Raw genomic sequence first — 26511 nt, forward strand, 5'->3', positions numbered from 1 at the left:
TGTTTTTGGCCGACACTACCCGCACAAATGCCTCTTTAGCGTCTGCGATGCAGAAACTATTGCGCGGCCAAATGACTCGATGAAGGCAGTACCAATGAATTAAAGATCATTTGTAGTGCCTTTTTATGCTGAATACTATTTGAGTATTTAATCGATGCAGGAGGTTGGAGGCCTACCGCATGATTTTGAATTTAACTCCAATTCAGGCGGTCTAAGTGGAATCCCTGTTGGTATTGTATGTGTATTGCAACTGCTTGTAAGCGCCGTATTTGTAACCCCCGCTTCCAGCGTGGCGGCGGCTTAAATCAATAGCATTCAGAATTACGCCATTTACCGTTCTGCCCGCATGGGCGAGCCTTCTGACGGTTTCATTCAATTCGCCGAGCTGGGTTTTCTCGGCGCGTGCCACCAGCAGCAGGGTGCTCGCCAGCGGCGCCACCGAGGCGGTGTCGGCGGCCACCAGCACCGGGGCGGTGTCGATGACGACCAGGTCGTACAGCGGCGAGAGCTGTTCCAGCACCTGAACGAAGGACTCGCTGGTGAGCAGCTCCGCCGGATTCGGCGGCAGCACCCCCGTCGTCATGATGTCCAGGTTGGGCAGCACGCCAGGGCGGATGGCCTGCTTGAAGTCCAGCGTGCCGGCGATCAGCTCCGACAGGCCGGATGAGCGCGGAATCGAGAAGAACTGGCTGACCCGGCCCTTGCGCAGGTCGGCGTCGATCAGCAGCACCCGCTTGCCGGTGGCCGCTGTGATTGCCGCGAAGTTGACCGAGACGAAGGTCTTGCCAACGCCGGGTGTCGCGCCCGAGATGAGCAGCCGGTTGTTGGTCGCCTCCAGCATCGCGAACTGCAGCGCGGTGCGCAGGCTGCGCAGGCTTTCCACCGCCGGGTCTTCCGGCTGCAGGTGCGCCAGCACGTGCTTGCCGGCCACCTTGTTCTCGATGTTCCTGTCGATGGTGCGCTGCGCGGCGCTCAGCGGAACGCTGCTGTAGACGTTGAGGCCGGTATGGCTCTCGATCTCGGCCGGATTGCGGATGCCGCCGAAGAAGGAACTCCGCGCGACCGCCGCGCCGAAGCCGGCGGCCAGCCCGAGGATCGCCGCCAGCGCGATCACCAGCGGCCGCTTCGGCCACACCGGCTCTTCCGGAACGATGGCCTCGTCGAGCAGGCGCACGTTGCCGACCTTGCCTTCCTTGGCCAGCCGCATCTGCAGCGAGCTGTTGAGCAGCGACACGTAGAGGTCGGTGTTTACCTTGATGTCGCGCTGCATGCGCACCGTGTTCTGCTGCAGCTCGGGCATCTTGCGGATGCGCGCGTCGACTGTGGCGAGCGCGCTCTTCCATGCGGCGACCTGCGCGTCGAGCGTCTGCACGTTGGGGTGCTCGTTCGTGAAGCGCGACGTGAGCTCGCGCCGCTTCTGCTCGGCCTCCAGCAGCTTGGACTGCAGGTCGACCGTCTGCGTCAGCGCGTTCTTCGCCTCGTCGTCGAGGCTGACGGTGCCGTTCTGGTTGCGGTAGCGGTTGTAGATGTCTTCCGACTGCTCCAGCTGCTTCTTGAACTGCGGCAGCGCCCCGTCGAGGAAGCCCAGCGTCTTCTCGGCCTCGGCGGCCTTGCGCTCCATGTTCTGGCGCACGTAGAGCCGGCCGATCTCGTTGAGCAGCTGCGTGAGCTTCTCGGGGTCGGGGTTCTTCCAGCTCACGTCGAGCACGCCCGACTGCTTGCCCTTCTCGACGACCTTGAGCGCGTCCTGCAGCGCCAGCAGCGTGAGCTGGCTGGACGAGCGCACGAGCACGAACTGCGCGCCGGGCCTGGCCTCGATGCTGGTGACCATCAGGCTCAGGCTGCCGTTGGGAACGCCCGGCACCTTGGCCTCGAGCAGCGTGCCGACGCGGCCCTTCATCGGCGTGTCGATGTCGGGGTTGCTCAGCTCGTACTGGCCGTCGGTGCCCAGGGTCAGCGTGAACTGCTTGTCCTCGAAGTCGGCGGGCACGTCGAACCTGGGCACGAGGATCTTCTCGGTGCCCGTCACGTAGCCGGACAGGCCCATGAAGCCGGGGTCGGACAGCTCGGTGGCGCGGCGTGCGAGCCAGCTCCCCACGAAGGGCGCGTAGCGCGGCCGCGCGCTGATGTAGAGCTTGGTGTTCTCCACCGCCTTGCCGAGGATGGCGCGCGAGCGCAGGATCTCGATTTCGCCCGCGGCCGGCGTCTTCACGCTCAGCAGGGAGGAGGCTGCGTCGCCCAGGAAGCTTCCGGCTGAGTTGCCGGTGTCTTCCACCTGCACGGCGACGTTGCCTTCGTAGACCGGCTTGCCGAGAAAGGCGTACGCCGTGCCCAGCAGCACGGCGACGAGCGCGATGGCCGCGACCAGCCAGCGGTTGTCGATCAGGATGTCCAGGTACTCGGCCAGGTTGATGCCATCGCCATCCTCTTCCATGGCTTGCAGCGGCAGCGCGGCCTGCTGGGGTGCGTTCATGTCGGTTGCTGCTCGGGTTTCGTGATTTTCAGAATGCGGTCGATCCACGCGCGCGCGCCGGCATCGATCAGCGCCAGGGCGTGCTCGAACGCGGCCTCGTCCTTCCCGTAAGGGTCGGGCACGTCGTGCCCCTCGAACTCGGCGATGCGGAACACCTTGCCGCGCACGAAGGGATAGGTCGACTCGAGGTAGCGGCGCTGGTCGCGGTCCATCACCAGGATCAGGTCGGCCTGCCGGCACAGCAGCTGGCTCACCTGCTGCGCGACATGGCCCGAGATGTCGACGCCGCGCTCATGCATGAGCTTGCGCGCGGTGGCGTCCGCAGGCCGGCCGACGAGCGCGCCGGTGCCCGCGGAGAACACGCGCAGCCCCGGCAGTCCTGCTGCGAGCAGGCCTTCGGCCATGGGGCTTCGGCAGATGTTGCCGATGCAGACGGTCAGCACGGATCTCATCGGTGGTTCATGTAGACCTGGTCGGTGTTGTAGAGCGCCTGCGTCGCCGGCAGGATCAGGCTGGCCACGCGGTTCCAGGTGACCAGCGGCACGGAGTCGATGTAGACCACGTCGCGCGGCTGCAGCGGAAAGCGGTCGGCCAGCGCGAGCGCGGCTGGGTTCTTCGCGTTGAGATGGAAGATGGCCGGCGTGCTCCTGGCACTGCCGGCGTCATTGCTGCCGCCGCCGGTGTTGCGCACGACGTAGATCTGCCCCGTGTTGGCGGTGCCCAGGTTCGCGCCGCCGGCTTCACCCAGCGCCTCGCTGAGGCTGAGCCTGCCGTTGTGCATGGTCAGCGCGGAAGGCTTGAGCACTTCGCCCGTCACGAACACCTTGCTCTCGTCGCGGTTGCGCACCTGCACCACGTCGCCGCTGTGCAAGGGGATGCGGCTGGCGCCGACGCCGATGTCCTGCAGCTTCGGCAGGTCGATGAGCGTGGTCTTGTCGCCGCGCGTGAGCGTGATGAACGAGCGGTCGCCGGCGGCCGTGATGCCGCCCGCGCGGTTGAGTGCCTCGGCCAGCGTCATCGGCACGTCGGTGAAGATCTGCAGCCCCGGCGAATTCACCTCGCCTTCGACGAAGGCGCGGCGGCTCCTGAAGGACTGGATGCGCACCGTCACCTGCGGGTCCTTGATGTACCTGGCGATCTGCCTGGCGATGAGGTCGGAGGCCTCGATCTCGGTCAGGCCCTGCATCTTCACGCGCCCGATGTACGGGAAGCTGATCTGCCCCGAGGCGTCGACGATGAAGCCAGGCGCCACGCTGATGCCGGTGGGATCCACCTGCTGGGAGATCACCGCACCGGCGTGGGGCAGCAGCTCCGGATGGTCGTAGACGACGACGCCCACCACGTCGCCGGGCCCGATCGTGTAGACCGGCGCCTCGCCGAACAGCGCCTTCACGTCCGGCGGCACCGCCGTCGGCCGCGCATCGGCCATCGCCCGGATGAGACCAGGCGAGATCGACACCAGCCCCCCTTCGGCCGGCATGCCGTCGGCCGACAGGGCCGGCGCCGGACTCTGGTCGGGCTCGTAGGCCACCACCGAGCCGAAGCCCGGCGCGCAGCCCTGAAGCGCCAACGCCCCGGCGAGGGCGGCACTCCAACCCGTCAGGTACAGGTAGCGTGACAAATGGAACTCCATTGCGAACTTGGTTATTTCAATAACTGCGATTGCCCATGCAAAGCCCGAGCCTGATTTGCGTCGATTGCGCCGGTTAATTCTTTTTATTGAGGAAGAGTTAATCCGGGCATCGGCGATTTATCGGCGAGCCAGCGAGAGCGCGAATTGTCGCTGCCTTCGCAAGGCGACTTTTTGGTGGAGTAGACGCAAATGACGTGTCTATTCGTGCGTCGACCACGCCATGCACAGGGTTATGCGGAGGCGAGTTGCCCGCAGCCCTGTTTTCACTGGGGAAAGGGGGTGCGGAATGCCTGTTTTTCAGGCACTCCGGAAAGCCGAAACTTGCGACCTATTTATTACCCCGGACAGCCGGGAGATTGTGGTTTTCGCTCCACAAAGTCAGGTTCCATAGGGTTTTTGATATTGCGTTCAATTTTGTAAAGAAATGTGTCCCAGTAGGAGATGACTGACAAGCCGTGGGGCGGGAGCATCAATGTGCCTGCCGGAGGCAACAAACTACTTCGAAACGGCTTCGCGGCCGTACATAACTCGGAGGCAGGCGCGGAAGTACGTTTTTCTGATTAATCCTGAAATCGGGCGCCCTGCGCCGGGGCTCCAGGCACCAAGTACGTGCAATGCCGTTCCACCGGGCCCGGAATGATTTCAGGTTAATTGGGCGCGTATTCCGCGCAGGTTCCGATTTGCTCGGAGACAGGCAAGACTTTCGTATTGCCCTGCAATTTCAGGAATTCCGGGTGACGGAGAATGTTTCATATTTCGATCATTGAAACCGGCCCGGATTGCCGCAAAGATCGGAATAAATCAGAAAAAAGAGTTCATGAGCGGCCGGGCAGGGCCGCACAAAGGTGCGAGCCAGGGAGAAATATTGTGCCGAGCGTCGGCGAATTGAATGCGAATGTTTCTGTGCCGCCGGTGCGGCGGGCAGGCCCGTTGCAGGCCCGCGTTCATTCTTCGCGGTCGTCGCCCGGGTGGCCGAGCTGCTTCTTGGCGGAGCGCACGCCCCGCACCACCAGATAGAGAGCGCCGCCGGCAACCACCACGAAGCCAGCCACCGCAAGGCCGCCCATGCCGAAGGCCCACCACCAGAACAGGCCGCTGATGGGCAGCAGCACCAGCGCCACCAGCAGCTCGATGAAGATCAAACGCATCCGTCTCCCCTTGTTCTCGGACATGCAGGCAGCCTTGGTGGTGTGTAATAAATCGCTACGTGCATTTTGAGTGGCGAGAGGATAGCCCAAGAAGAAAAGCGGGGGTACAGGGTTTGCGGCCCCCGCAACCCCACCCCCGTCTCTTCTTCAGTCTGCGGGCCGAACCTGTGCGCGGCCTGACTCTGGCCGACGGACCGGCTCAGTACTCAGTACAGCCCGAGCTTGCGCGTGCGCAGCCGCGCCAGGCCCAGCAGCGCATCGGTGAAGGGCGTGGCCACCGCCGTCAGCTCGCCCAGTTCGCGCACCACCGTGACCAGCGCGTCCAGTTCCACCGAGCGCCCGGCCTCCACGTCCTGCAGCATGGAAGTCTTGAACGCGCCCAGCTTCTTCGTGATCTCGTGCCGGTCTTCGGGGCTCTGCGTGATCTCGATCCCGATGCGCCGGCCGATTTCCTTGGCTTCCAGCATCACCGCCGAGATGAAGCCGCGCACGTAGTCGTCGCCCATGATCAGGTCGGTGGTGCAGCCGGTGAGCGCGCTGATCGGGTTCACCGTCATGTTGCCCCACAGCTTGAACCACACGTCCTTCTGGATCTGCGGCGACAGCGTGGTGTCGATGCCGGTGCTCTTCAGCAGCGCCAGCAGTTTCTGCACGCGCGGCGTGGCCTCGCCCGAAGGCTCGCCGATGATCAGCCCGTTGCCGAAGTGGTGCCGCACCACGCCCGGTCCGTCGAGCGAGCAGCTCGCATGCACCACGCAGCCGATCACGTTGCGCGACGGAATCGCGCGCGCGATGGCCCCGTCGGGGTCCACGGCGGCGAGCCGGTGGCCGGTGATCTCGCCGCCGAAGCCGCCTTCCAGGAACCACCACGGCACGCCGTTCATCGCCACCAGCACGACGGTGTCGGCGCCGATCAGCGGTCCGATGCGCTCGGCCACGCCGGCCAGCGCGGGCGCCTTCACGGCGATGACCACCAGGTCCTGCACGCCGAGCGCCTCGGGGTCGGCCACCGCGTTGACCGGCACGCGCGTGCGCACGTCACCACGAATCAGCGAGAGTCCGTCGCGCTGCAGTGCTTCCAGGGTGGCGCCGCGCGCCACCACATTCAGCCGTTCGCCCGCCTGCGCGAGCCCGACGCCGATCCATCCGCCGATCGCGCCGGCGCCGTAGATGCAGATCTTCATGAGCTAAGCCGTTCCGGTTCAGTTGCGGTAGGAGGGATCGATGCGGTCCACCTGCCGCACCAGCGCGTTGAACACGTCCTGCCCCGCGCCGTGCTCGGGGCTGAACTGCAGCGCGTCGCGTGTGCAGCGCCGGGCGATCTCTTCGCTCACCGGAATGGCCTGGCCCATGGAGAAGGTCGCCATCTGGATCTCGCAGGCGCGCTGCAGCGTCCACAAAATCGCGAAGGTCTGCGGCAGCGTGTGCCCCCAGGCCAGCAGGCCGTGGTTGCGCAGGATCACCGCGTTGCGCTCGCCGATGCTCTTGAGCAGGCGCGGGCCCTCGTCGGCATGGATGGTGATGCCCTCGAAGTCGTGGTACGCCACCATGTCGTGCAACTGCGCCGTATAGAAATTGGTCTGCTGCAGGCCGCCCTGCAGGCAGGCCACGGCCACGCCGGCCGTGGTGTGCGTGTGCATCACGCAGTGCGCGCCCTCCAGCCCGTCGTGGATCGCGGCATGCACCGTGAAGCCGGCCGGGTTCACCGGGTACGACGAACCGTCGAGCACCTTGCCCTGCAGGTCGATCTTCACCAGGTTGCTGGCCGTGACCTCGCTGTAGTGCAGGCCGAAGGGGTTGATCAGGAACTGCTTCTCGCCGCCCGTCACGCTGTCGGGCAGCCGCACCGTGATGTGGTTGTAGATCATCTCCGTCCAGCCCAGCATCGCGAACACGCGATAGCAGGCCGCGAGCTCCTCGCGCGCGGCGCGCTCGTCGGGGTGGATCGAGGGATGGACCAGCGCAGACGTGGAAGACGGCGCGGTGGTGGCGATTGCGTTCATGGCAGTTCCTTCTATCTAGATGGCTTGCCCACCGCGCCGGCCGGCGCCCTTCGCGGGAAACACCGCGGAACCGGCTTTGCCGGGCCGCCGGTGTTGCCCCTTCAGGGGGATTCGGCTACACGAAGCGGGCAAGAAACGGGGTGGTCCTATCCCTCCGCCGTGAAGCCGACTTCCTTGACGATCGGCGCCCACTTGGCGGTGTCCTTCTTCAGCAGTTCCGCCAGCTCGGCCGGCGTGGAAGACATCGCTTCCAGGCCGAAGGTGCCGAGGCCGTCGATCACGTCCTTCTGCGCGAGCGCGTTCTTCATCGCGGTGTTCAGCTTCGCCACCAGCTCGGGCGAGGCCTTGGCCGGCAGGAAGAAGGCGAACCACTCGCTGTGCGCCATGTCCTTCAGGCCCTGTTCGCCGAAGGTGGGCACTTCGGGCGCGAAGCGGCTGCGCTTGGCGCCCGACACGCCCAGGATGCGCACCTTGCCCGTGGGCAGGTGCTGCGTGATGTCGCCGATGGGGCCCGAGACGGCCGAGATGTTGCCGCCCAGCAGATCGAGCATGGCCGGCTGCGTGCCGCGGTAGGCCGCGTGCTTGAGCTCGACGCCGCCTTTCTTGCCCAGCAGCGCGCCGATGAAGTGGGGCGTGGAGCCGGCGGCCGGCGAGCCGTAGTTGGCGCCCGCCGGGTTGGCCTTGGCCCAGGCCAGGAACTCGGGCACGCTCTTCACGCTGGCCGGCACCGCCGGGCCCACCGCGAAGCCGAAGTCGAAGATGCAGGCCAGGCTCACCGGCGTGATGTCGACCATCGGGTCGTACGGCAGCTTCTTGTAGATGTGGGGGTAGATCGTGAGGATCGAGGTCGGCGTCTGCAGGATGGTGCTGCCGTCGGCCGGCTTGCCCTTCACGTAGCCCACGGCGATCTGGCCGCCGGCGCCGGTGCGGTTCTCCACCACCACCGTCTTCGCGTAGTCGCCGCCGAGCTTGGTCGCCAGGCGCCGGCAGGTGGTGTCGGAAGTGCCGCCGGCCGCGAAGCCGGTGACGATGGTGGCGGTCTCGATGTTCGTCGTCGCCTGCGCGAAGACGTTCTGGCCGATGCTTGCCAGCAAGGCGGATGCGCTGGTGGTCTGCAGGATCTGGCGGCGCGTGAAGCTCATGGTGTCTCTCTCCGGACTGTGGTTGTGGAGGGTTCGATCAAGACTCGTCGCGCAGCCAGGTGACCGCGCCCGAGTGGGTCACGGCGCCCTGGTGGGCAGGGCGCACGGTGAGCGCATATTTTTCCAGCAGGCCGCCGCGCGCGACCCCCGCGTTTACCTCACGTCCGGCAAGCCGCGACGCGATTTCCCCGGCCGTCAGGTCGACCGTGATGGAGCGCGCTTCCGCCCGTGCGTCGATGGACACCATGTCGCCGTCGCGCAGCGCCGCGATCGGGCCGCCGTCCGCTGCCTCGGGGCCCGCGTAGCCGATGCACAGGCCGCGCGTGGCGCCCGAGAAGCGCCCGTCGGTCAGCAGCGCCACCTTGTCGCCCATGCCCTGGCCGTAGAGCAGGGCGGTGATGCCCAGCATCTCGCGCATGCCGGGGCTGCCTTTCGGGCCCTCGTTGCGGATCACGATCACGTCGCCCGCCTCGTAGCGGCGGTTCTGCACGGCGGTCTGCGCTTCTTCTTCCGAGTTGAAGACGCGCGCCGGGCCGCGAAACACCAGGCCCTGGAGTCCCGCCGTCTTGAGCAGCGCGCCGTCCGGGCAGAGGTTGCCCTTGAGCACCGCCAGCCCGCCGTCGCGCGTGATCGGATTGCCGGCCTCGCGCACCACGCGGCCGTCGGGCGCCAGCGCGCCGGCCAGCTCCTCGGCCATGGTGCGTCCGGTGAAGGTGAGCGCGTCGCCGTGCAGGAAGCCCTGCTCCAGCAGCGTGCGCAGGATGACGCCCGCGCCGCCGATGTAGAACACGTCGCGCGCCAGGTACTTGCCGCCCGGGCGCAGGTCGGCGACGAGCGGCGTGCGCGCGAAGATCTCGGCCACGTCGTCCAGATGGAACTTGATGCCCGCCTCGTGCGCGATCGCCGGCAGGTGCAGCGCCGCATTCGTCGAGCCGCCCGTGGCCGACACCACCGCGCAGGCGTTCTCGAGCGCCTTGCGCGTGACGATGTCGCGCGGCAAAGGGCCGTCGCCCAACACCGCCTTCATCAGCGTCTTCGCGGCACGGCGCATCAGCGGCGCGCGTTCGCTGAACACCGCCGGCACCATGCTCGATCCGATCGGCGCCAGGCCCAGCGCCTCCGACACCATGCCCATGGTGTTGGCCGTGAATTGCCCGGCGCACGCACCGGCGGTGGGCAGGCAGGCGCGGCTCATCGCGTCGAGCTCGTCGTGCGTGGCGGTGCCGGCCAGCACCTTGCCGATGGTCTCGTAGGTGTCGACCACGTTCAGGTCCTGCCCGTCGGGGCCCGGCATCTGGCCCGGCAGCGCCGAGCCGCCGTGCACGAACACGCTGGGCACGTTGCAGCGGACCATGCCCATCATCAGCCCCGGCAGGTTCTTGTCGCAGGCGCCGATGGCGAAGATGCCGTCCCACTGGTGGCCGCGCGTGGAGGCTTCCACGCTGTCGGCGATGAGCTCGCGCGAGATCAGCGAGAAGCGCATGCCCGAGTGCGCCATCGTCAGCCCGTCGCTGATCGACACCACCGGGCACTCGTGGGGCGTGCCGCCGCCGGCGTAGATGCCGGTCTTGGCGTGCTGCGCCTGCTCGCGCAGGTTGAGGTTGCACGGGCTCATCTCGCCGCCCGTGTGGAACACGCCGACGTGCGGTCGCGCGATGTCCTCGTCGTCCTGGCCCAGCGCGTGCAGGAAGCTGCGGGTGGTCGCGCGGATCGTACCCTCGCGGATGGTGGCGGAGCGGAAGCGCTTGCTGTTCGGGTCGGTCGGCGTGGTCATCGGCTGGCGTGGGGCTGGCTGGGTTTCAGGAGGAGGTCAGAACATGCCGTTCTTGTTCGCGGCGGTCTCTGGCACCGGCTGCACCACGTCCCAGTGCTCGACGATCTTCCCGTTCTCGAGCTTGAAGATGTCGACGATGGCGCTGCCGCGCGTGCCCGGCTCGCGAATCGCGTTGACGTGCAGGATCACGTAGTCGCCGTCGACGAAGCTGCGCTTGATCTCGCTGCGCGAATTCGGGAACTTCTCGCGCAGGAAGGCGATGAACTTGCGGAAGCCCTCGGGGCCGTCGGCCGCCGTCGGGTTGTGCTGCACGTAGCGGTTGCCCACGTACTGCAGCGCCGCGTCGGCGTCCTTCTGGTTCAGGCCCTTCTCGTAGAAGGCGAGCACCGCACGGCGGTTGGCCTCCTGCTGGGCGGTGGCGTCCTGCCTGCCGGAGCCCATGGGCGCGCAGGCGGCGAGGAACAGGGTGGCTGCCGCGGCCAGGGCCGCGAGGGTGGTGCGTTGCATGGCGAGTGCTCCCGGGTGAAGAAGATCAATAACCGTTGGGTGTGGCCGCGCCCGGCGCTGCCTTGTACTTCGCCAGCAGCTGCTTCGCCGCCGCCGCCAGCACGATGGTGTCCACGCCCACCGCCACGAACAGTGCGCCGGCCGCGAGCCACTTGCGCGCCTGTTCCTCGGTGGTCGAGAGGATGCCCGGCGCCTTGCCGGCCTTGCGGATGCGCTCGATGGCGTCGGCGATCACCGCCTGCACCTCGGGATGGTTGGGCTGGCCCACGAAGCCCATCGAGGCCGACAGATCGGCCGGGCCGATGAACACGCCGTCCACGCCGGGCGTGGCCGCGATGGCGTCGAGGTTCTTCATCGCCTCCACCGTCTCGGCCTGCACCAGCAGGCAGGTCTGCGCGTTGGCTTCGTGCAGGTAGTTGGGGTAGGCCTGCCAGCGCGAGGCGCGCGCCAGCGCGCTGCCCATGCCGCGGATGCCTTCGGGCGGATAGCGCATGCCCTGCACCAGCCGCGCGGCCTGCTCGGCGGTGTCGACCATGGGCACCAGCAGCGTTTGCGCGCCGATGTCGAGGTACTGCTTGATCAGCGTGGTGTCGCCCACCGGAATGCGCACGACGGGATGCGAGCGCTCGGCCTCGGCCTGCGCCGACCATGCGCTGGAGATGCCCTGCAGCTGACCGAGCACCGAGCGCACGTCGTTGGGCGCGTGCTCTCCGTCGACCAGCAGCCAGTCGTAGCCGATGCCAGCCAGGATCTCGGCCGCGTAGCCGTCGGCCAGCCCGACCCACAGGCCGATCTGGGGCTTGCCGGCCGCGAGGGCCTGCTTGAAGGTGTTGATGGGTGTGTGCATGGTGTTCGTTCAGACGAAGCGGAAGGAAATCGAGCCCAGCGGGCCGTAGTCGGCGTGGAAGGTGTCGCCGGGCACGGCCGTCGTGGGCCGCGTGAACGAGCCGCCCAGCACCACCTCGCCGGCCTCCAGGCACTCGTCCCACGGCGCGAGCTTGTTCGCGAGCCAGGCCACGCCGGTGGCCGGGTGGTTGAGCACGGCGGCGGCCACGCCCGATTCCTCGATCACGCCGTTCTTGAACAGCAGCGCGCTCACCCAGCGCAGGTCCACCGCGTCGGGCTTCACGGGGCGTCCGCCCATCACGATGCCGGCGTTGGCCGCGTTGTCGGAGATGGTGTCGAACACCTTGCGCGGCGCCTTCGTGTGGCGGTCGAACTGCTCGATGCGCGCGTCGATGATCTCGATGGCGGGCACCACGTAGTCGGTGGCGGCGAGCACGTCGAACATGGTCACGTTCGGGCCCTGCAGCTTCCTGCCGAGGATGAAGGCCAGCTCGACCTCGATGCGCGGCGCGATGAAGCGGTTGAAGGGGATGTCGCCGCCCTGCTCGAAGAACATGTCGTCCAGCAGCGTGCCGTAGTCGGGCTCGTCGATCTGGCTGGACTGCTGCATGGCGCGCGAGGTGAGGCCGATCTTGTGGCCCTTGACGGTGCGGCCCTCGGCGATCTTGGTCTTGACCCACTCGCGCGAGATGGCGTAGCCGTCCTCGATGGTCATCTCGGGAAAGCGCTTGGAGAAGTGCTCGACCTGCACGCGCGACTTCTCGCTTTCGTGCAGCTCGGCGGCCAGTTGGGCGATGGTGGCTTGGGAGAGCATGTGGGTCCGTTTTTCTCTTGTCGTCGTTCAGCTCTTGTTGAACAGCGGATGCAGGTTGCTGTGCTTGCCGTCGTACACCTGCCCGGGGCTTTCGTCGATCTGCAGGGTGATGCCGATGTGGCGCTTGTCGAAGATCGGCGCGAAGTGTGCGCGCACGGCCGCCAGCAGGTCGTCGCCGGCCCTCTTCTTCACGGCCTCCGAGCGCCCCGCGGCCATGCGCAGGTTGAGGTACACGAAGGCGTAGTCGGCCTTGCCGTCGGCCACCGCGTAGTGCGCGGCGGGGTAGGCCAGCACGCGCGTGCCGCCGGTGGGGTACGCCGGCTTGTCCGCTTCGTCGCGCTGCGCGAGCATGGTGTCGGCCAGCGAGCGGCACAGGGCCTGCATGTCGGTCTCGGCCTCGATGTTCGGCGTGTAGAGGATCACCAGGTGCGGCATCGTCTTTGCTCTTTCATTCGACGGACATCACGGCGGCCGTGCAGGTCACCGCGAAGATCGGGATCGCCTTCATGTGGAAGATCTCGCCCTTGCCGCGCGCGGCCGCTGCCACGCTGATGAAGGTGCGGATCTCGAAGCCGCCCTGGCCCGCCTCGCGGTAGGTGGCCTCGTCGCCGTAGTCGTCCTGCGAGAGCAGGGCGCCGCGGTCGTTGGCGCACCAGCGGCGCATGAACTCGGCGTCCCACTCGGCGTTGACCTTGCCCGAATCGGGCGTGGCCGGCCAGTGCGAGATGCCGCCCGTGCCCACCAGCGCTATGCGCTCGGGCACCTTGTCGCAGGCGCGGCGCAAGGCCTCGCCGAAGGCCCAGGCGCGGTGCAGCGGCGTGAGCGGCGGGCCCTGGCAGTTGATGTTCACGGGGATGACCTTGGTGTCGAACTCCGGCGTGAGGAAGTTCAGCGGCACCATGATGCCGTGGTCGAACTTCCATTCCTCCGCGTAGGCCACGTCCACCGTCTGCATAACTTCGCGGATCAGCCGCTGCGAGAGCGCGGCGTCGCCGGGAATGCGGTGCTTCTCGATGCCCAGCCACTTCGGGTCTTCGATAGGGCCTTCGTAGCTGTCGGCCATGCCGATCGCATAGGCCGGCATGTTGTTCATGAAGAAGTTCGCGAAGTGCTCGGCGGCGATCACGATCACCGCGTCGGGCTTCGTCGCGCGCATCGCCTCGCCGAAACGATGGAACTGCGCGTGGAAATCGTCCTTCACGGCCGGGTCGGCCAGGTGCGCGCGGCCGGTGATGCCGGGGGCGTGGCTGCACACGCCTGCGAATACGAGACTCATACGCCCGCCACCTTTTCGTCTGTGCCTGTCGTCATTGCGTAGATGCCGGCGCGCACGGGACCGTACTTGCGCACGCCCTCGCGCATGGCTTCGAGGTAGTCGGCCCACGGAAGGCCCAGCAGCGGCGCGAAGTGCATCAGCAGCTGCCCGTTGCAGCCGAGCACGTAGAGCTTGCCGATGTCGCCGGCGTCGATGGCCTCGCGTTCCTCCTCGGTGAAGTCGTAGGCGCCCAGCAGCGCCGCGCGCGTTTCGCCGCCTTCGGCATAGCGGCGCTGCACCTCGGGCTCGCGGTTGAGCGCGAAGAGGAATTTCTGCATCGCATAGAGGCTCATGGTTCAGCCCTCGATCTGGATGTTGGCCTTGCGGATCACCTCGGCGTACTTCGCGATCTCGCTCTGGATGAAGGCCGCGAAGCGCTCGGGCGTGCCCGACAGCGACGCGATGCCTCCCTTCTGGAAGGCCTCGGTCACCACAGGGCTCGCGAGCGCGCGGTTCACCTCGGCGTTCATGCGCTGCACGATGGCGTCGGGCGTACCGGCGGGCGCCAGCAGGCCGTTCCACGAATTGGACTCGATGGGCACGCCCTGTTCGGCCAGTGTGGGTATGGCGCTCGCGTACTGCGAGCGCTGCGCGGTCGCCATGCCCAGCGCCACCAGCTTGCCGCTCTGGATGTGGCCTCGGAACTCGGGCCAGTTGCCGAACATCATCGTCACCTGCCCGCCGAGCAGGTCGGTGAGCGCGGGGCCCTGGCCCTTGTAGGGCACGTGCACGATGTCCAGGCCCATCTGCAGCCTGAGCATCTCGCCCGAGAGATGGGCCGAGGTGCCGTTGCCGAAGGATGCGAAGCTCAGCGTGCCGGGCTTCGCCTTGGCGGCATTGCGCAGGTCGGCCAGCGTCTTCAGGCCGCTGTTGGGGTGCGTGGCCAGCACGTGCTCCGACATGCCCATGAGCGCGACCGGGCGCAGGTCCTTCAGCGTGTCGTAGGGCAGCTTGCGGATCAGCGTCTGGTTGGCCGTGAAGCTGTTGGCCACGCAGACGAAGGTGTAGCCGTCGGGCGCTGCCTTGGCAGCGGCATCGACGCCGATCACCGTGCCCGCGCCGGGCTTGTTGTCGACTATCACCGGCTGGCCCAGCGTTTTCGAAAGCTCCGTGCCGACGAGGCGCGCGACGAAGTCGGTGGTGCCGCCGGGTGTGAAGGGCACGATCACGCGGATCGGCCTGGCGGGCCATGTGCCCTGCGCGCGTGCGAGCGAGGGCAGGGCTGCGAGGGCGGCGGCGCCCTGCAGCAGCGCGCGGCGTTGCATGCTCACGCCACGCCCCAGTGAGGAATGTGATGCGAGCCCAGCGACACCGCCACGTTCTTCGGCTCGCAGAACACTTCGTAGCTCCAGGTGCCGCCTTCGCGGCCGGTGCCCGAGGCCTTGGTGCCGCCGAATGGCTGGCGCAGGTCGCGCACGTTCTGGCTGTTGACGAAGCACATGCCGGCCTCTACTGCGGCGGCCACGCGGTGCGCCTTGCCGATGTTCTCGGTCCACACGTAGCTGCTGAGGCCGTACTGGATGTCGTTGGCCAGCTCGATGGCGTGCGCCTCGTCCCTGAACGGAATGAGGCAGGCGACGGGGCCGAAGATCTCGTCCTGCGCGATCTTCATGCGGTTGTCCACGTCGGCGAACACGGTGGGCGCCACGTAGTTGCCCTTCTTCACGCGCTCGGGCAGGTTCGAGGGCGCTTCCAGCCCGCCGCACAGCAGCGTCGCGCCTTCCTTCGGGCCCAGCTCGATGTAGCTGCGCACCTTGGCCAGGTGGGCCTGCGAGATCATCGGGCCGACGATGGTCTTCTCGTCCAGCGGGTCGCCCACGGTGATGCGCTTCGCGCGCTCGGCGAACTTCGCGGCGAAGTCGGCGTAGATCGACTGCTGCACCAGGATGCGCGAGCCTGCGGTGCAGCGCTCGCCGTTGTTGCTGAAGATCATGAACACGGCCGCGTCGAGCGCGCGGTCGAGGTCGGCGTCCTCGAAGATCACGAAGGGGCTCTTGCCGCCGAGCTCCATGCTGAACTTCTTCAGGCCCGCGCTCTTCACGATGCGGTTGCCGGTGGCGGTGGAGCCGGTGAACGAGATGGCTCGCACGTCGGGATGCGCCACCAGCGGCTCGCCGGCTTCCTTGCCGTAGCCGTGCACCAGGTTCAGCACGCCCGGCGGAATGCCGGCTTCCAGCGCCAGTTCGCCCAGGCGCGCAGCCGTCAGCGGCGAGAGCTCGCTCATCTTCAGCACGGCGGTGTTGCCGAAGGCCAGGCAGGGCGCGACCTTCCAGGTGGCCGTCATGAAGGGCACGTTCCACGGGCTGATGAGTGCGCAGACGCCCACCGGATGGAACAGCGTGTAGTTCAGGTGCGTGGGCGTGGGGTAGGTGTGGCCGTCCACGCGCGTGCACATTTCCGCGAAGTAGTAGAAGTTGTCGGCCGCGCGCGGCACCAGCTGCTTGCCGGTCTGCGCGATGACCTGGCCGCAGTCGTTGGTCTCGGTCTGTGCGATCTCGGGCACGTTCTTGGCGATCAGGTCGCCGAGCTTGCGGATCAGCTTCGCGCGCTCGGGCGCGGGCATGCCGGCCCACTTGGGAAAGGCTTCCTTGGCCGCGGCGACGGCGGCGTTGACCTCGGCCTCGCCACCCGAGGCGACTTCGGCCAGCACTTCCTGCGTGGCGGGGTTGACGGTCTCGAAGTAGTCCGAGCCCTTGACGGACTTGCCGCCGATGAGATGGTCGATCTGTTGCATGGGAAAAGGTCCAAAAAGGGGTCCGGATCTGTCAGTCCAGCTTGATGTCGCGCGCCTTGATGAGGGCTTGCCACTTCCTGCGCTCCGACTCGGCGTAGCGCGTCATCTCGGTGGCGTCGGCGGGGCGTGCCTCCCAGCCGGCGTCGTAGAGCTTCTGCTTCACGCCGGCGTCGGCCATAGCCTTCTGCAGTTCGCTGCCCAGCTTCGCCTGCACTTCCCTGGGCGTGGCCGCGGGCGTCACGAGGCCCTGCCATGTGTAGGCCTCGACGTTGGCGAAGCCGAGCTCCTTGGCCGTGGGAACGTTGGGCAGCTGCGGCACACGCTCGCCCGACATGGCCAGCAGCGGGATCACCTTGCCGGCCTTGACCGCGCTCACGCCGCTGGGCAGGTCGAGCATCATCAGCGCGACCTGGCCGCCCATCAGGTCCTGCAGCGCGGGGGCGCCGCCCTTGTAGGGCACGTGCAGCATCGACACGCCGGCCTCGCGCTGGAACAGTTCGTAGGCGAGGTGGTGCGGGCTGCCGGTGCCCGGCGTCGCGATGCTGTACTTGCCGGGCGAGGCCTTCAGCGCGGCCAGCAGCGCCTTCGCATCGGCGATGCCTGCGTTGGGCGCCGCGGTGATGATGAGCGGCGAGCGGCCCATCATGCCGACGAGCGCGAAGTCTTTCTCGGCGTCGTAGGGCAGCTTCTTGTAGAGCGCGGGGTTGTAGACCAGCACGCCGTTGTCGGCCGAGAACACGGTGTAGCCGTCGCCCGGCGAACGCGCCACGTTCTCCGACGCGATGATCGCGCCCGCGCCGGGGCGGTTGTCCACCAGCACCGGCTGGCCCATCTGCTGCGAGACCTGCGCGCCCACGGTGCGCGCGAGGAAGTCGGTACCGCCGCCGGCCGGGTAGCCGACCACCCAGCGCACGGGCTTGGCGGGGTAGGCAGTCTGCGCGAGGGCTGCGGCCGAGACGGCCAGCGCCAGGGCGGCGGCGGTGAACTGGAGGAGCTTTCTGCCGGTGATCATGTCGTGTTGTCTCCGCTGATCGGGTTATGGATGTGGCAATGAAAGAAAGGCGCGTCGCGGTGTCGAAGCGGCAGGCCGGCGGCGCGCCGGCTCAGGCCGCCGCGATGGTGTTGACCAGCGCGCCGATGCCTTCGATCTCGGTGACGACCACGTCGCCCGGCTTGCAGTCGACCACGCCGTCGGGCGTGCCGGTGAGGATCAGGTCGCCCGGCGAGAGCGTCATGAAGCGGCTGAAGTACTCGATGAGGAAGGGCGCGTCGAAGATCATGTCGCGCGTGTTGCCTTCCTGCGTGACGGTGCCGTTCACCGTGGTGCGCAGCGCGAGCGCCATCGGGTCGGCGATGTCGGCGGCGTCCACGAACCACGGGCCCAGCGGCGTGCAGGTGTCGCGGTTCTTCACGCGCAGGTTGGGGCGGTACCAGTTCTCCAGGTAGTCGCGGATAGCGTAGTCGTTGGCCACGGTGTAGCCGCCGATGAAGTCGTAGGCGTCGTCGCGCTTCACGTTCCTCGCGGTCTTGCCGACCACGATGGCGAGCTCGCACTCGTAGTGCATGAACTGCACGCCGGCCGGGCGCCGCGTGTGCTGGCGATGGCCGATGAGCGCGCTCTGGCCCTTGACGAACACCAGCGGCTCCTCGGGCGCCTTGAATTCGAGTTCCTTGGCGTGGTCGGCGTAGTTGAGGCCCAGCGCGAGGATGGTGCGCGGGCGCGCAGTCGGCGCGAGCGGCGGCAGCCACACGAGCTGCTCCTGCGGCACGACGCGGCCGTCGTCCAGCCGCACGGCTGCATCGGGCTGGCCGTTGAACTCGTGGCTCGTGCCGGTGTGCTCGCGGCCTTCGAAGATGACGCGTGCGTGCTTCATGCCGTGGCTTCCTTCACCAGCGTGTTGCTCAGGGTCTCGAAGCCCGGCGCGGAGATGTCGATGCGGTCGCCCGCGCGGGCCAGCGGACGGCCGGCGCCGCAGCCGAGCATCAGCACGTCGCCGTGCGCGAGCGTCATGAATTCGCCGACGTCGGCGAGCAGCTGCCGCGCGGGGCGCACGAGCTGCGAGAAGTCGAGCGACTGCCTGAGCTCGCCGTTGATGCGCACCTCGGCCCGGAAGTTGGCCGGGTCGGCCACTTCCTGCGCGTCGCGCAGCACGGGGCCGATGCCGAGGAAGCCGTCGACGCACTTGAACTTGACCGGCGGGCGGAAGAAGCTCGCGTGGGGAATCGACAGGTCGTTCATCAGCACGAAGCCTTCGACGTCGCCCTCGGCGCCGATCACCATGCCGATGCTTGCGCCGACTTCGACCTCGGGTACACCGGCCGGCACCGTGATGGCGCTGCCGTGCGGGCTCCATGTGTTGGCCGTCTTCACGTAGAGCACGGGCGCCTTCGGCGGTGCCTTGTAGGGCGGCTGCGTCATCTGCGGCGCGAGTGCCTCCACCTCCGCGCGGAAGTTGAGCAGGGTGCCGTACACCGTGCCCGTGGGTAGGAAATGGGGAGTGCTGCTCATGGCGAGGGTTGCTCCAGTGCGATGAGTTCGTCGAGCAGCCCGTAGAGCTGCGCGAGCTTGGCCTTGCCGAGGGACTGTTCCATCCAGTCGTAGTGGGCCTCGATGCTGCTGCCCAGCCGCTTCACCAGCTTCATGCCGTGCGGCGTGGCCTCGACCACGGTGCGGCGCTGGTCGGCCGGATCGCGCGCGCGGGTGATGAGGTTGTCGCGCTCCATGCGCGCGAGCACGCCGGTGAGGCTGGGCCCGAGGATGAAGGCCTCGCGCGCCACGCGGCCGGTGTCGACCGCGCCGTGCTCGCCCAGCACGCGCAGCACGCGCCATTGCTGGTCGGACAGGGCGTGCTCCCGCAGGCTGGGCCGCGTGTGGGCCATCACGGCCTCGCGTGCCTGCAGCAGCAGGCGCGGCAGGTTGCGATGAGTGAATGTGGTGCTCAAAGCTTGTCTCTTCCGAAATTACTTAACATGTTAAATGAATCGTCGCGGCTTTCCTAGCCGATTGCCGGGTCGATTCGCAAACCTAGGGTATGCACGGATACGCCGTGCGGTGCGCTTCAGCGCGCGGCGGGTGCTTCACGGCGGCGCCGGTCGGCCTTGGGCAGGTCGGCTGCGGCAGCCACCATCGCCTCGCCGCGCGCATGCAGGCGCTGCAGCATGTCGTCGAGCAGCGTCACTTCGTCGGTCTTCAGCGCACCCAGCAGCTCGGTGTTGATCGCGCAGACCAGCGGATAAAGCTCCGCATGCAGCTTCGTGCCTCGCGCGGTCAGTCGCAGGAGCACATGGCGCCGGTCGCCCGCGGGCTGCTCGCGCGAGATCAGATCCTTCTCGACCAGCGAGCTCACGGCGCGCGACGTACGCGCCCGGTCGAGCTGCGCGTGCTCCGCCAGTTGCGACGAGCCCAGCGCGCCGTGCCCCGCGAGCGTGGCGATGAGCCGCCATTCGCGCCGCGTGATGCCGAAGCGCCCCTCGCACAGCCGGATGACCATGCTGCCCGCGACCGACAGCAGCCGGCTGGTGCGGTAGAGCAGCAGGTCGTCGAGCGTGCGGGGCTGCGCTTGCATCGGCATAGGGTTTGCCCGGGCAATGATTGATTAGATGAACCAATTGTCGGCGCTCTACAGTGGCCGCGACCCATCGCGCTGCGCAGACAGCAAGCAACGGAGACAAGACAGATGACGACAGACCCGCAGTTCCTGCATCTTCACAGGCGCCGCCGCGTGCTGGCCGCGCTCGGCGGCATGGCCCTCGCGCCGATGGCCGCCGCGGTGCAGGCCCAGCAGCAGGCCATCCAGCGCGGCACCCCCATCCGCGTGCTGATCGGCGTGCCCGCCGGCGGCACGCAGGACGTGCTCACCCGCGCCATCGCGCAGGAAGTGCGCGAGTCGCTCGGCCCGCTCATCGTGGACAACCGCTCCGGCGCCGCCGGGCGCATCGCGGTCGACGTGGTGAAGACCGCCGCGCCCGACGGCCACACGCTGCTGCTGGGCACCGCGAGCATGATGACCATGTTCCCGAGCGCCTACAGGAACCTGACCTACGACCCGGTCAAGGATTTCCAGCCGATCATCAACGCGGCCCGCTTCGAGCTCGCGCTGGTGGTGCACAAGGACGTGCCGGCCAACACGGTCGCCGAATTCATCGCCTGGGCCAAAAAGCAGCCCGGCGGCGTGAGCTTCGCGTCGTACGGTGCGGGCACGCCCTCGCACTTTCTCGGCGAGATGCTCAACCGATCGGCGGGGCTGTCGATGGTGCACGTGCCCTATCGCGGCTCCACGCCGGCGCGCCAGGACGTGATGGGCGGCATCGTTCCCGCCTACTTCGACACCGTCGGCGGCGCGCTGCAGCTGTTGCCCACCGGCCGCGTGAAGGTCATCGCCACCAGCGGCGAGAAGCGCTCGCCGCTGATGCCCAGCCTGCCCACTTTCGTGGAGAGCGGCCTGAAGGACGTGGTGGCGACCGCCTGGTTCGCCTACTACGCGCCGCTGAAGACGCCCAAGCCTGTGGTCGACCAGCTGCGCGCCGAGTTCACGCGCGCGGTGAATTCCCGCGAGGTGCGCCAGCAGCTGCTGCAGAACGGCATGTACCCGGTCGGCGATGGCCCCGAGGCGCTGCTGAAGACCATGCGCGAGGACACCGCGAGATGGGCGGCGATCATGAAGGCGGTGAACTTCCAGGCCAACGACTGAAGAAGCAGCATCGCCCGGCCACCTAAACTCGAAGGATGGCCAAGGACAAATCACTTTTCGTCTGCAGCGAATGCGGCGGCACCAGCCCGAAGTGGCTGGGCAAATGCCCCAGCTGCGGCGCATGGAACACGCTCGTCGAGCAGGTCGCGGGCGCCGGCAGCGGGCCCGCCAACAACCGCTTCGGCACCCAGTTCGCGTCGCTCGCGGGCGCATCGGAGCTCGCGACGCTCTCCGAGATCGAGGCGACCGACGTCGCGCGCACGCCCACCGGCATCGACGAGCTCGACCGCGTGCTGGGCGGCGGCATCGTCTCCGGCGGCGTCACGCTGATCGGCGGCGACCCGGGCATCGGCAAGTCGACGCTGCTGCTGCAGGCGGTCGACGCGCTGCAGCACGCCGGGCAGAACGCGCTCTACGTCACCGGCGAGGAAAGCGGCTCGCAGGTGGCGCTGCGCTCCCGGCGGCTGGGCCTGGACCACTCGCAGGTGCAGGTGCTGGCGGAGATCCAGCTCGAGAAGATCATCGCCACGCTCGACGCCACGCGCCCGGCCATCGCGGTGATCGACTCGATCCAGACCGTGTACTCCGACCAGCTCACCTCGGCGCCCGGTTCCGTCGCGCAGGTGCGCGAATGCGCGGCGCACCTCACGCGCTTCGCCAAGACCAGCGGCACGGCGGTGGTGCTGGTGGGCCACGTCACGAAGGAGGGCGCGCTCGCCGGTCCGCGCGTGCTGGAGCACATGGTCGACACGGTGCTGTACTTCGAGGGCGACACGCATTCGAGCTTCCGCCTCGTGCGCGCCATCAAGAACCGCTTCGGCGCGGTCAACGAGATCGGCGTGTTCGCCATGACCGAGCGCGGCCTGAAGGGCGTGACCAACCCGAGCGCGATCTTCCTGAGCCAGCATGCCGAGCCCGTGCCCGGCAGCGTGGTGCTCGTCACGCTCGAAGGCACGCGGCCGATGCTGGTGGAAATCCAGGCGCTGGTCGACAACGGCGGGCCGAGCCCGCGCCGCCTCTCGGTGGGCCTGGACCGCGACCGCCTCGCGATGCTGCTGGCGGTGCTGCACCGCCACGCCGGCGTGGCATGCATGGACCAGGACGTGTTCGTGAACGCGGTGGGCGGCGTGCGCATCAGCGAGCCCGCGGCCGACCTGGCCGTGATGCTGGCCATCACCTCCAGCCTGCGCGGCAAGCCCATGCCCAAGGGCTTCATCGCCTTCGGCGAAGTGGGCCTGGCCGGCGAGGTGCGCCCCGCGCCGCGCGGGCAGGAGCGCCTGCGCGAGGCCGCCAAGCTGGGTTTCAGCGTGGCGGTGGTGCCCAAGGCGAACGCGCCGCGAAAGGGCGCGAAGGAAATCGAAGGGCTGACGATCCACGCGGTGGACCGCATCGAGGAGGCGATGGACGTCGTCCGCCGCCTCGACTGAAACCGGGAAAAAATGACCCGGCGCGCACGCTGTCGCGCCGGGCCTACCCTCCCTATCCCCCGATGTGCATCGTGAACGCCGGTCCGCTGTTGAGCACGCATTGGCCGCTACCCAGCGTGGCCGAGTTCATCGAATACTGGCAACTCAGGTTGCCGCCGCGGCTGCCCGTGGCGTTCGCCACGCCGTTGGCACGCGAGCCGGCGACCCGGGTTGCCTCTCCCTGAAATTGTTCGCCGCCGATCTGTGCGTTGAAGTGGCCGCGGCCGTTCATGTCGTTGGTCACCGTGCCGGAGACGACGCCGTAGCGCGAGGCCTCGGCATTCGACGGGTACAGCCGCGCGTTGAAGGTCTGTGCGACCGGGCCCGGCGCGACGGCGTAAGCCTGCGAAGGCGGCGCCGAGGGAGCGGGTTGCCCGAGCGGCACGACGTAGCAGCCGCTGAGCGCGGCGGCCGTGAGCGTGGCGGCGAGGGTGAGACGAACGAATGTGACGGAGCGCGGAATGGTCATACGCTTTTCGGTGGCCCGGGCGGATGCCCGTGCGGCGAAATGTGCCGCCTCTCGCCGCCGCCGTACGTGCCTTTCGCTGCGAGTACCGCCTTGCGCGCCCGGCGGTAGCCACGGCCGCTACCGCGATCGCTGCGGATGGGCCGGCACAATCACGCCCCTACCAACCGTTCGCCGAATGAAGCCGATGCCGTTCCCGATTGCCGCCGTCATGGTCCATGTCGCTGACGTGGAGGCGGCGCTGCGCTGGTACGAAGCGGCATTCGGGGGCGAGGCCGTTCGCGTCCGCATCGGGACGCCGGTGTTCGAATGCCTGTCGGTGCAAGGGGTCCTGCTCGAGATCGTGCCGAGCGACGGGAAGGTCGGTTCGGGCGCTTCGGGCTCGGTCGTGTACTGGAGCGTCGACCGCTTCGATGCCGCGCTGCGCCGCTTCGAATCGGCCGGTGCTGTGCTGTACCGGGGGCCGCTACGGCTGGACGACGCGCAGGGCGTGCAGTACATGTGCCAGGTGCGCGACCCCTGGGGCAACTGCATCGGACTGCGCGGCCCGGCCTGAGGTCTTTGCCGGCCGCGATGTGCCGGGCGGCGACAATGCAGGCCATGAATTTCAAGAACTTTCTGCTGCCCGTGGGCGCCATCGTCGTCATGGCGCTGGCCTGGCGCGCTGGCGGGTGGGGCGGTGTCGCCCTGGCCGGTGGCGCGATCGTGATGTTCCTGCTGCTGCACTTCAACCGCGCCATGCAGGTGCTCAAGCGCGCGGCCGAGCGGCCGGTGGGCTACGTGGCCAGCGCGGTGATGCTCAACGCCAAGCTCAAGCCGGGCGTGACGCTGATGCATGTGATCGCGATGACGCGCGCCCTCGGCGAACTGCGCTCGCCCAAGGACGAGCAGCCCGAGCACTACCGCTGGACCGACGGCGGCGGCTCGTATGTCGATACCGTGTTCAACGGCGGCAAGCTGCAGAGCTGGACGATGACGCGGCCCGAGACGCCGGCCGACGAAGACAGCGCAGCCTAGGACGCACTCCCCTTGCGCCGGGGCTGCCGCCACGGCGGATTGGCCTTCGCCTGGTGGCGCGCCTCCTTCGCGAATTCGGCGCATGCGTGCGTCATCAGGTCGGCCGAGCGGTAGACCAGGAACACGTCGAAGTCCGGCAGTTCGTCCGTGATCGGCAGCTTCTCCAGCAGATGGGGCTGCAGCCGCAGCGGCCCCGCGCCGTGGAACACGAAGTCCGACCACATGCTGATCAGGTCGGTCTGCGTGGCCAGCTGCAGGCCCAGCAGGTTCGAGGCGCTGTGCACCATGCGCCTGGGCATCTCCAGCCCGTGCATGTTCATCATGCTCACCAGCGGGCTGCCCGCGTCGTCGATGGGGTCGAGCACCAGCCAGTCGGCGTCCACCAGCGGCTGCAGCCTGCGCACACGCCTAAGCGGATGGCCGGTGCGCACCGACAGGTGCATGGCCACCGAGAACAGCGGCTCCCACTGGAATGCGTTGGTGCCGGGCCCGTTGCAGGTGGAGACCATCCCCAGGTCGAGCCGGCCTTCGCGCAGGCCCTCGAAGATCTGCTGCGGCCGCAGCTCGAAGCCGCGCAGCGCCACGTTGGGAAAGCGCCTGCGGAAAGACGCCATCGCATCGGGCAGCGGCCCGCTCGATGCCACGGCGGTGAAGCCGATGTTGAGCTGCGCCTCGTCGTGCCCGCGTATCGCCTCGATGTCTTCCAGCGCGTGGCGCAGCTCCTGCTCGACCACGCTCGCGCGCTTGACCAGCGCCGTGCCGTAGGCCGTGAGGCTCACGCCGCGCGTGGAGCGCGACATCAGCGTCACGCCGAGTTCGCGCTCCAGCTCCGAGATGGTCTTCGACAGCGCAGGCTGGGTGGTGTGCAGGCTGCGCGAGGCCTCGTGGATGCTGCCGTGCTGCGCCACGGCCAGCAGTACGCGCAACTGTTGCAGCTTCATCGTGGTGCGCCGCTCCCGGAAAGAGGCCTCTTGGGGGTTGTCCCGATGGCCTCCGGCGCCTGTTTATGACGGGGATGCCGTTTGGTTATCAGCATGAAAATTTGTGATTCTTCGCCGCAGCGCTTTGCCTGAATACTCCGCCGCGAACGGGCCCGCAGTCGATGCACGCCCCCTCGCAACCTGTACGTGGAGTGACATTAGATGAGCGAAGCCGCATTGCCCGCAAGCCCGATCGGGGCCTCTTCACCGGCTGCCGTGGTGCAGCATGGCAAGGGAAAGAAGCAGAGCCAGTTCCGCCTGATCGCCGCCTGTTCGCTGGGCAATGCGCTGGAGATGTACGACTTCACCGTCTACAGCTTCTTCGCGCTGCTGATCGGCAAGCTGTTCTTTCCCTCCGACAGCCCCTACGGCTCGCTGCTGCTGGCGGTGGCCACCTTCGGCATCGGCTTCGTGATGCGTCCGCTGGGCGGCGTGATCATCGGCAACTACGCCGACCGCAAGGGCCGCAAGGCGGCGATGACGCTGACCATCGGGCTCATGGTGCTGGGCACGCTGTGCATCGCCTTCGCGCCCACCTATGCGTCGGCTGGCGTCTTCGGCTCGCTGATGATCGTGCTGGGCCGGCTGCTGCAGGGCTTCTCGCTCGGCGGCGAGGTGGGGGCCGCCACGTCGATGCTGATGGAAGCGGGCGGCGTGAAGGGCCGGGGCTTTCGCGTGAGCTGGCAGCTTGCGAGCCAGGGCGTTTCGGCATTGCTGGGCGCGCTCACCGGCGCCGCGCTGTATGCCGCGTTGCCGCAAGCCTCGCTGGAGAGCTGGGGCTGGCGCCTGCCGTTCCTGCTCGGGCTGCTGATCGCGCCGGTGGGGCTCTACATCCGCGCGCACCTGGAAGAGACGCACGTCGCCGAGAGCCACGAGTCCAGTCCCATCGGCCGGCTGCTGCGCGAGCACGGCGGACTGGTGCTCAAGGGCATCCTGGCCACCACCGCCGGCACGGCCACGATGTACCTCGTGGTGTTCTTCATGCCCACCTACATGATCCGCGTGCTGCACATGCCGCCGTCGCTGTCGCTGCTGTCGGGCTGCGTCACGGGCATCACGCTGTTCGTGGTGTCGCTGGTCGCGGGACGGCTCGCGGACCGCTTGCCTAACCGCAAGCCGCTGGTGATCGGCTCGCTGCTCTTCAGCGTGATCGCGGTGTACCCGGTGTTCTGGCTCATCGGCCAGTACCCGAGCGTGCCGCTGGTGCTGGCGCTGTCTGCGCTGCTCACCGCGAGCGTGAACATCGGCACCACGCCCATGTTCCTGATGCTGCTGGAGATGCTGCCAGCCGGCGTGCGTGCCAGCGGCATCTCGGTGATCTACAGCGTGGGCGTGACGGTGTTCGGCGGTTCCTCGCAGTTCATCGTGACCTGGCTGCTCGCGAAGACCGGCAACCCGATGTCGCCTGCCTTCTACATGATGGTCTGCGGCGTGCTGAGCCTCGGCGCGCTGCCGAGTCTGCGCGAACGCAAGGCGGCCTGAACGCCATCCGCAGACGACGA

28 protein-coding genes are annotated in these 26511 nt (G+C 67.8%); 5 read left to right on the top strand and 23 right to left on the bottom strand.

What is annotated here, in order from left to right:
* Positions 1 to 211: 211 nt before the first annotated feature.
* The 21 genes from ABL844_RS01645 to ABL844_RS01745 form a co-directional block, all read right to left on the bottom strand.
* A complete protein-coding gene (locus tag ABL844_RS01645; RefSeq protein WP_418118747.1) occupies positions 212 to 2473 on the bottom strand; it encodes a polysaccharide biosynthesis tyrosine autokinase in 2262 nt (753 codons plus the stop codon).
* On the bottom strand, positions 2470 to 2925 hold the full coding sequence (locus tag ABL844_RS01650; RefSeq protein WP_126022450.1) for a low molecular weight protein-tyrosine-phosphatase: 456 nt from the start codon (positions 2923 to 2925) through the stop codon (positions 2470 to 2472). Before ABL844_RS01650 ends, ABL844_RS01645 begins: the two co-directional genes overlap by 4 nt.
* A complete protein-coding gene (locus tag ABL844_RS01655; protein ID WP_418130293.1) occupies positions 2922 to 4106 on the bottom strand; it encodes a polysaccharide biosynthesis/export family protein in 1185 nt (394 codons plus the stop codon). Before ABL844_RS01655 ends, ABL844_RS01650 begins: the two co-directional genes overlap by 4 nt.
* A gap of 944 nt (positions 4107 to 5050) precedes the next feature.
* Positions 5051 to 5254, bottom strand: a complete 204-nt coding sequence (locus ABL844_RS01660) for a hypothetical protein (protein ID WP_026346788.1) — start codon at positions 5252 to 5254, stop codon at positions 5051 to 5053.
* Positions 5255 to 5460: 206 nt separating this feature from the next.
* Positions 5461 to 6438, bottom strand: coding sequence for a 2-dehydropantoate 2-reductase (locus tag ABL844_RS01665; RefSeq protein ID WP_418130294.1), 978 nt, complete (start codon positions 6436 to 6438; stop codon positions 5461 to 5463).
* Between the two features lie 18 nt (positions 6439 to 6456).
* Entirely contained in the window at positions 6457 to 7257 is an 801-nt protein-coding gene (locus ABL844_RS01670; protein WP_418130295.1) for a class II aldolase/adducin family protein, read from the bottom strand.
* A gap of 146 nt (positions 7258 to 7403) precedes the next feature.
* A complete protein-coding gene (locus ABL844_RS01675; RefSeq protein ID WP_418130296.1) occupies positions 7404 to 8399 on the bottom strand; it encodes a Bug family tripartite tricarboxylate transporter substrate binding protein in 996 nt (331 codons plus the stop codon).
* Between the two features lie 37 nt (positions 8400 to 8436).
* Positions 8437 to 10173, bottom strand: a complete 1737-nt coding sequence (gene ilvD / locus ABL844_RS01680; RefSeq protein ID WP_418130297.1) for a dihydroxy-acid dehydratase — start codon at positions 10171 to 10173, stop codon at positions 8437 to 8439.
* 36 nt (positions 10174 to 10209) lie between these two features.
* The gene (locus tag ABL844_RS01685) at positions 10210 to 10680 is read right to left on the bottom strand and encodes an ester cyclase (RefSeq protein WP_184640412.1); all 471 of its coding nucleotides are present in this window, start codon (positions 10678 to 10680) and stop codon (positions 10210 to 10212) included.
* A gap of 25 nt (positions 10681 to 10705) precedes the next feature.
* Positions 10706 to 11527: a 4-hydroxy-2-oxoheptanedioate aldolase gene (hpaI, locus tag ABL844_RS01690; protein WP_418130298.1), complete on the bottom strand. Its 822-nt coding sequence runs from the start codon at positions 11525 to 11527 to the stop codon at positions 10706 to 10708.
* A gap of 9 nt (positions 11528 to 11536) precedes the next feature.
* Positions 11537 to 12340, bottom strand: a complete 804-nt coding sequence (gene hpaH, locus ABL844_RS01695) for a 2-oxo-hept-4-ene-1,7-dioate hydratase (RefSeq protein WP_418130299.1) — start codon at positions 12338 to 12340, stop codon at positions 11537 to 11539.
* Between the two features lie 27 nt (positions 12341 to 12367).
* The gene (locus ABL844_RS01700) at positions 12368 to 12775 is read right to left on the bottom strand and encodes a 5-carboxymethyl-2-hydroxymuconate Delta-isomerase (RefSeq protein ID WP_418130300.1); all 408 of its coding nucleotides are present in this window, start codon (positions 12773 to 12775) and stop codon (positions 12368 to 12370) included.
* A 13-nt stretch (positions 12776 to 12788) separates the two neighbouring features.
* Positions 12789 to 13616, bottom strand: coding sequence for an extradiol ring-cleavage dioxygenase (locus tag ABL844_RS01705; protein WP_418130301.1), 828 nt, complete (start codon positions 13614 to 13616; stop codon positions 12789 to 12791).
* Complete coding sequence (locus ABL844_RS01710) at positions 13613 to 13948, bottom strand: aromatic ring-opening dioxygenase subunit LigA (protein WP_418130302.1); 336 nt, start codon at positions 13946 to 13948, stop codon at positions 13613 to 13615. The genes ABL844_RS01705 and ABL844_RS01710 overlap by 4 nt, the downstream gene beginning before the upstream one ends.
* A gap of 3 nt (positions 13949 to 13951) precedes the next feature.
* Positions 13952 to 14920, bottom strand: coding sequence for a tripartite tricarboxylate transporter substrate binding protein (locus ABL844_RS01715; protein WP_418131867.1), 969 nt, complete (start codon positions 14918 to 14920; stop codon positions 13952 to 13954).
* A gap of 2 nt (positions 14921 to 14922) precedes the next feature.
* The gene (gene hpaE / locus ABL844_RS01720; RefSeq protein WP_418123812.1) at positions 14923 to 16389 is read right to left on the bottom strand and encodes a 5-carboxymethyl-2-hydroxymuconate semialdehyde dehydrogenase; all 1467 of its coding nucleotides are present in this window, start codon (positions 16387 to 16389) and stop codon (positions 14923 to 14925) included.
* 31 nt (positions 16390 to 16420) lie between these two features.
* Entirely contained in the window at positions 16421 to 17401 is a 981-nt protein-coding gene (locus ABL844_RS01725; RefSeq protein WP_418130303.1) for a Bug family tripartite tricarboxylate transporter substrate binding protein, read from the bottom strand.
* 91 nt (positions 17402 to 17492) lie between these two features.
* On the bottom strand, positions 17493 to 18263 hold the full coding sequence (locus tag ABL844_RS01730) for a fumarylacetoacetate hydrolase family protein (protein WP_418130304.1): 771 nt from the start codon (positions 18261 to 18263) through the stop codon (positions 17493 to 17495).
* Positions 18260 to 18898, bottom strand: a complete 639-nt coding sequence (locus ABL844_RS01735) for a fumarylacetoacetate hydrolase family protein (protein ID WP_418123817.1) — start codon at positions 18896 to 18898, stop codon at positions 18260 to 18262. The genes ABL844_RS01730 and ABL844_RS01735 overlap by 4 nt, the downstream gene beginning before the upstream one ends.
* Positions 18895 to 19332, bottom strand: a complete 438-nt coding sequence (hpaR, locus tag ABL844_RS01740) for a homoprotocatechuate degradation operon regulator HpaR (protein ID WP_369660012.1) — start codon at positions 19330 to 19332, stop codon at positions 18895 to 18897. Before hpaR ends, ABL844_RS01735 begins: the two co-directional genes overlap by 4 nt.
* 116 nt (positions 19333 to 19448) lie before the next feature.
* The gene (locus ABL844_RS01745) at positions 19449 to 19955 is read right to left on the bottom strand and encodes a MarR family winged helix-turn-helix transcriptional regulator (RefSeq protein ID WP_418130305.1); all 507 of its coding nucleotides are present in this window, start codon (positions 19953 to 19955) and stop codon (positions 19449 to 19451) included.
* A 111-nt stretch (positions 19956 to 20066) separates the two neighbouring features.
* On the opposite strand from ABL844_RS01745, the gene ABL844_RS01750 reads away from it, so the two are divergent.
* Positions 20067 to 21080 carry a Bug family tripartite tricarboxylate transporter substrate binding protein gene (locus ABL844_RS01750; protein ID WP_418130306.1) on the top strand — a complete coding sequence of 338 codons (1014 nt, stop codon included), beginning with the start codon at positions 20067 to 20069 and terminating at the stop codon, positions 21078 to 21080.
* A gap of 35 nt (positions 21081 to 21115) precedes the next feature.
* The gene (gene radA, locus ABL844_RS01755; protein ID WP_418130307.1) at positions 21116 to 22507 is read left to right on the top strand and encodes a DNA repair protein RadA; all 1392 of its coding nucleotides are present in this window, start codon (positions 21116 to 21118) and stop codon (positions 22505 to 22507) included.
* Between the two features lie 52 nt (positions 22508 to 22559).
* On the opposite strand, the gene ABL844_RS01760 is transcribed toward radA, so the two are convergent.
* The gene (locus ABL844_RS01760; RefSeq protein WP_184640387.1) at positions 22560 to 23015 is read right to left on the bottom strand and encodes a hypothetical protein; all 456 of its coding nucleotides are present in this window, start codon (positions 23013 to 23015) and stop codon (positions 22560 to 22562) included.
* Between the two features lie 184 nt (positions 23016 to 23199).
* Between ABL844_RS01760 and ABL844_RS01765 the strand changes: the two genes are divergently transcribed.
* Both ABL844_RS01765 and ABL844_RS01770 read left to right on the top strand, forming a co-directional pair.
* A complete protein-coding gene (locus ABL844_RS01765) occupies positions 23200 to 23568 on the top strand; it encodes a VOC family protein (protein ID WP_369660008.1) in 369 nt (122 codons plus the stop codon).
* Between the two features lie 35 nt (positions 23569 to 23603).
* The gene (locus ABL844_RS01770) at positions 23604 to 24029 is read left to right on the top strand and encodes a glycerate kinase (RefSeq protein WP_418130308.1); all 426 of its coding nucleotides are present in this window, start codon (positions 23604 to 23606) and stop codon (positions 24027 to 24029) included.
* Here ABL844_RS01770 and ABL844_RS01775 read toward each other — a convergent pair.
* Positions 24026 to 24970: a LysR family transcriptional regulator gene (locus ABL844_RS01775; RefSeq protein ID WP_184640384.1), complete on the bottom strand. Its 945-nt coding sequence runs from the start codon at positions 24968 to 24970 to the stop codon at positions 24026 to 24028. The two genes, ABL844_RS01770 and ABL844_RS01775, sit on opposite strands and share 4 nt — an antisense overlap.
* Before the next feature lie 201 nt (positions 24971 to 25171).
* On the opposite strand from ABL844_RS01775, the gene ABL844_RS01780 reads away from it, so the two are divergent.
* On the top strand, positions 25172 to 26491 hold the full coding sequence (locus ABL844_RS01780) for an MFS transporter (RefSeq protein WP_418130309.1): 1320 nt from the start codon (positions 25172 to 25174) through the stop codon (positions 26489 to 26491).
* Positions 26492 to 26511: the final 20 nt, after the last annotated feature.

Origin of the sequence: Variovorax sp. 278MFTsu5.1 (assembly GCF_048305045.1) — a bacterium.
Classification (GTDB): Bacteria; Pseudomonadota; Gammaproteobacteria; order Burkholderiales; family Burkholderiaceae_C; genus Variovorax; species Variovorax guangxiensis.

Coding starts and splice junctions, on each gene's coding strand:
- ABL844_RS01730 (WP_418130304.1), bottom strand. CDS start 18,263: ATGAAGCACGCACGCGTCATCTTCGAAGGCCGCGAGCACACCGGCACG.
- ABL844_RS01685 (WP_184640412.1), bottom strand. CDS start 10,680: ATGCAACGCACCACCCTCGCGGCCCTGGCCGCGGCAGCCACCCTGTTC.
- ABL844_RS01745 (WP_418130305.1), bottom strand. CDS start 19,955: ATGCAAGCGCAGCCCCGCACGCTCGACGACCTGCTGCTCTACCGCACC.
- ABL844_RS01715 (WP_418131867.1), bottom strand. CDS start 14,920: ATGCAACGCCGCGCGCTGCTGCAGGGCGCCGCCGCCCTCGCAGCCCTG.
- ABL844_RS01760 (WP_184640387.1), bottom strand. CDS start 23,015: ATGACCATTCCGCGCTCCGTCACATTCGTTCGTCTCACCCTCGCCGCC.
- ABL844_RS01670 (WP_418130295.1), bottom strand. CDS start 7,257: ATGAACGCAATCGCCACCACCGCGCCGTCTTCCACGTCTGCGCTGGTC.
- ABL844_RS01665 (WP_418130294.1), bottom strand. CDS start 6,438: ATGAAGATCTGCATCTACGGCGCCGGCGCGATCGGCGGATGGATCGGC.
- ABL844_RS01660 (WP_026346788.1), bottom strand. CDS start 5,254: ATGCGTTTGATCTTCATCGAGCTGCTGGTGGCGCTGGTGCTGCTGCCC.
- ABL844_RS01650 (WP_126022450.1), bottom strand. CDS start 2,925: ATGAGATCCGTGCTGACCGTCTGCATCGGCAACATCTGCCGAAGCCCC.
- ABL844_RS01700 (WP_418130300.1), bottom strand. CDS start 12,775: ATGCCGCACCTGGTGATCCTCTACACGCCGAACATCGAGGCCGAGACC.
- ABL844_RS01675 (WP_418130296.1), bottom strand. CDS start 8,399: ATGAGCTTCACGCGCCGCCAGATCCTGCAGACCACCAGCGCATCCGCC.
- hpaH (WP_418130299.1), bottom strand. CDS start 12,340: ATGCTCTCCCAAGCCACCATCGCCCAACTGGCCGCCGAGCTGCACGAA.
- ABL844_RS01750 (WP_418130306.1), top strand. CDS start 20,067: ATGACGACAGACCCGCAGTTCCTGCATCTTCACAGGCGCCGCCGCGTG.
- ABL844_RS01735 (WP_418123817.1), bottom strand. CDS start 18,898: ATGAGCAGCACTCCCCATTTCCTACCCACGGGCACGGTGTACGGCACC.
- ABL844_RS01710 (WP_418130302.1), bottom strand. CDS start 13,948: ATGAGCCTCTATGCGATGCAGAAATTCCTCTTCGCGCTCAACCGCGAG.
- ABL844_RS01705 (WP_418130301.1), bottom strand. CDS start 13,616: ATGAGTCTCGTATTCGCAGGCGTGTGCAGCCACGCCCCCGGCATCACC.
- ABL844_RS01725 (WP_418130303.1), bottom strand. CDS start 17,401: ATGATCACCGGCAGAAAGCTCCTCCAGTTCACCGCCGCCGCCCTGGCG.
- hpaE (WP_418123812.1), bottom strand. CDS start 16,389: ATGCAACAGATCGACCATCTCATCGGCGGCAAGTCCGTCAAGGGCTCG.
- ABL844_RS01645 (WP_418118747.1), bottom strand. CDS start 2,473: ATGAACGCACCCCAGCAGGCCGCGCTGCCGCTGCAAGCCATGGAAGAG.
- ABL844_RS01655 (WP_418130293.1), bottom strand. CDS start 4,106: ATGGAGTTCCATTTGTCACGCTACCTGTACCTGACGGGTTGGAGTGCC.
- hpaI (WP_418130298.1), bottom strand. CDS start 11,527: ATGCACACACCCATCAACACCTTCAAGCAGGCCCTCGCGGCCGGCAAG.
- ABL844_RS01765 (WP_369660008.1), top strand. CDS start 23,200: ATGCCGTTCCCGATTGCCGCCGTCATGGTCCATGTCGCTGACGTGGAG.
- ABL844_RS01780 (WP_418130309.1), top strand. CDS start 25,172: ATGAGCGAAGCCGCATTGCCCGCAAGCCCGATCGGGGCCTCTTCACCG.
- ABL844_RS01770 (WP_418130308.1), top strand. CDS start 23,604: ATGCAGGCCATGAATTTCAAGAACTTTCTGCTGCCCGTGGGCGCCATC.
- ABL844_RS01775 (WP_184640384.1), bottom strand. CDS start 24,970: ATGAAGCTGCAACAGTTGCGCGTACTGCTGGCCGTGGCGCAGCACGGC.
- ilvD (WP_418130297.1), bottom strand. CDS start 10,173: ATGACCACGCCGACCGACCCGAACAGCAAGCGCTTCCGCTCCGCCACC.
- radA (WP_418130307.1), top strand. CDS start 21,116: ATGGCCAAGGACAAATCACTTTTCGTCTGCAGCGAATGCGGCGGCACC.